2 tRNA genes and 2 rRNA genes are annotated in these 3,215 nt (G+C 50.8%); all 4 read right to left on the bottom strand.

Annotated elements, in window-relative coordinates:
- Window positions 1-2,585, bottom strand: a 23S ribosomal RNA gene (locus tag F8N85_RS33520); the annotation flags it as partial.
- Window positions 2,586-2,809: 224 nt separating this feature from the next.
- Window positions 2,810-2,885, bottom strand: a tRNA-Ala gene (locus F8N85_RS33515).
- A gap of 30 nt (window positions 2,886-2,915) precedes the next feature.
- Window positions 2,916-2,992: transfer RNA gene (locus F8N85_RS33510), tRNA-Ile, on the bottom strand.
- Window positions 2,993-3,114: 122 nt separating this feature from the next.
- A 16S ribosomal RNA gene (locus F8N85_RS33505) occupies window positions 3,115-3,215 on the bottom strand; the annotation flags it as partial.

Below are 3,215 nucleotides of genomic sequence, written 5' to 3'. Positions count from 1 at the left end.
CACGACGTTCTAAACCCAGCTCGCGTACCACTTTAAATGGCGAACAGCCATACCCTTGGGACCGGCTTCAGCCCCAGGATGTGATGAGCCGACATCGAGGTGCCAAACACCGCCGTCGATATGAACTCTTGGGCGGTATCAGCCTGTTATCCCCGGAGTACCTTTTATCCGTTGAGCGATGGCCCTTCCATACAGAACCACCGGATCACTAAGACCTACTTTCGTACCTGCTCGACGTGTCTGTCTCGCAGTCAAGCGCGCTTTTGCCTTTATACTCTACGACCGATTTCCGACCGGTCTGAGCGCACCTTCGTACTCCTCCGTTACTCTTTAGGAGGAGACCGCCCCAGTCAAACTACCCACCATACACTGTCCTCGATCCGGATAACGGACCTGAGTTAGAACCTCAAAGTTGCCAGGGTGGTATTTCAAGGTTGGCTCCACGCGAACTGGCGTCCACGCTTCAAAGCCTCCCACCTATCCTACACAAGCAAATTCAAAGTCCAGTGCAAAGCTATAGTAAAGGTTCACGGGGTCTTTCCGTCTAGCCGCGGATACACTGCATCTTCACAGCGATTTCAATTTCACTGAGTCTCGGGTGGAGACAGCGCCGCCATCGTTACGCCATTCGTGCAGGTCGGAACTTACCCGACAAGGAATTTCGCTACCTTAGGACCGTTATAGTTACGGCCGCCGTTTACCGGGGCTTCGATCAAGAGCTTCGCGTTAGCTAACCCCATCAATTAACCTTCCGGCACCGGGCAGGCGTCACACCCTATACGTCCACTTTCGTGTTTGCAGAGTGCTGTGTTTTTAATAAACAGTCGCAGCGGCCTGGTATCTTCGACCGGCATGGGCTTACGCAGTAAATGCTTCACCCTCACCGGCGCACCTTCTCCCGAAGTTACGGTGCCATTTTGCCTAGTTCCTTCACCCGAGTTCTCTCAAGCGCCTTGGTATTCTCTACCCAACCACCTGTGTCGGTTTGGGGTACGGTTCCTGGTTACCTGAAGCTTAGAAGCTTTTCTTGGAAGCATGGCATCAACCACTTCGTGTTCTAAAAGAACACTCGTCATCAGCTCTCGGCCTTAAGATCCCGGATTTACCTAAGATCTCAGCCTACCACCTTAAACTTGGACAACCAACGCCAAGCTGGCCTAGCCTTCTCCGTCCCTCCATCGCAATAACCAGAAGTACAGGAATATTAACCTGTTTTCCATCGACTACGCTTTTCAGCCTCGCCTTAGGGACCGACTAACCCTGCGTCGATTAACGTTGCGCAGGAAACCTTGGTCTTTCGGCGTGGGTGTTTTTCACACCCATTATCGTTACTCATGTCAGCATTCGCACTTCTGATACCTCCAGCAAGCTTCTCAACTCACCTTCACAGGCTTACAGAACGCTCCTCTACCGCATCACCTAAGTGATACCCGTAGCTTCGGTGTATGGTTTGAGCCCCGTTAAATCTTCCGCGCAGGCCGACTCGACTAGTGAGCTATTACGCTTTCTTTAAAGGGTGGCTGCTTCTAAGCCAACCTCCTAGCTGTCTAAGCCTTCCCACATCGTTTCCCACTTAACCATAACTTTGGGACCTTAGCTGACGGTCTGGGTTGTTTCCCTTTTCACGACGGACGTTAGCACCCGCCGTGTGTCTCCCATGCTCGGCACTTGTAGGTATTCGGAGTTTGCATCGGTTTGGTAAGTCGGGATGACCCCCTAGCCGAAACAGTGCTCTACCCCCTACAGTGATACATGAGGCGCTACCTAAATAGCTTTCGAGGAGAACCAGCTATCTCCGAGCTTGATTAGCCTTTCACTCCGATCCACAGGTCATCCGCTAACTTTTCAACGGTAGTCGGTTCGGTCCTCCAGTTAGTGTTACCCAACCTTCAACCTGCCCATGGATAGATCGCCCGGTTTCGGGTCTATTCCCAGCGACTAGACGCCCTATTAAGACTCGCTTTCGCTACGCCTCCCCTATTCGGTTAAGCTCGCCACTGAAAATAAGTCGCTGACCCATTATACAAAAGGTACGCAGTCACCCAACAAAGTGGGCTCCCACTGCTTGTACGCATACGGTTTCAGGATCTATTTCACTCCCCTCTCCGGGGTTCTTTTCGCCTTTCCCTCACGGTACTAGTTCACTATCGGTCAGTCAGTAGTATTTAGCCTTGGAGGATGGTCCCCCCATATTCAGACAAGGTTTCTCGTGCCCCGTCCTACTCGATTTCATGACTAAGAGATTTTCGCGTACAGGGCTATCACCCACTATGGCCGCACTTTCCAGAGCGTTCCGCTAATCTCAAAGCCACTTAAGGGCTAGTCCCCGTTCGCTCGCCACTACTAAGGGAATCTCGGTTGATTTCTTTTCCTCAGGGTACTTAGATGTTTCAGTTCCCCTGGTTCGCTTCTTACGCCTATGTATTCAGCGTAAGATACCTAACTTATGTTAGGTGGGTTCCCCCATTCAGACATCTCCGGATCAAAGTCTGTTTGCCGACTCCCCGAAGCTTTTCGCAGGCTACCACGTCTTTCATCGCCTCTGACTGCCAAGGCATCCACCGTATGCGCTTCTTCACTTGACCATATAACCCCAAGCAATCTGGTTATACTGTGAAGACGACATTCGCCGAAAATTCGCAATTACTCACAAATTTTACCTTAGCCTGATCCGTTACCAGTGAAAGTAACGTCCAGTCTATCTTTCTATCACATACCCAAATTTTTAAAGAACGATCTAATCAAAGACTAGAAATCAATATTCGCATCGGAATACTCATTTCTAAACTCTAACGTCAGAAGCAGTAAATGGTGGAGCCAAACGGGATCGAACCGTTGACCTCCTGCGTGCAAGGCAGGCGCTCTCCCAGCTGAGCTATGGCCCCGTATTTCTACAGGCGTTTCCCACACAAAATTGGTGGGTCTGGGCAGATTCGAACTGCCGACCTCACCCTTATCAGGGGTGCGCTCTAACCAACTGAGCTACAGACCCAATTTCGAGCTTGTAACTGTTAGCGTGAGCTATCAGCTTGGAGCTTAAAGCTGCTTCTATCGTCTTCTTCAATGAATCAAGCAATTCGTGTGGGAACTTATGGAGCAGCTGATGTCGTCGATTAAGGAGGTGATCCAGCCGCAGGTTCCCCTACGGCTACCTTGTTACGACTTCACCCCAGTCATGAATCACACCGTGGTAACCGTCCTCCCGAAGGTTAGAC

Origin of the sequence: Pseudomonas fluorescens (assembly GCF_902497875.1) — a bacterium.
GTDB classification, from domain to species: domain Bacteria; phylum Pseudomonadota; class Gammaproteobacteria; order Pseudomonadales; family Pseudomonadaceae; genus Aquipseudomonas; species Aquipseudomonas fluorescens_BR.
This window is presented reverse-complemented; position numbering and strand designations above follow the sequence as displayed.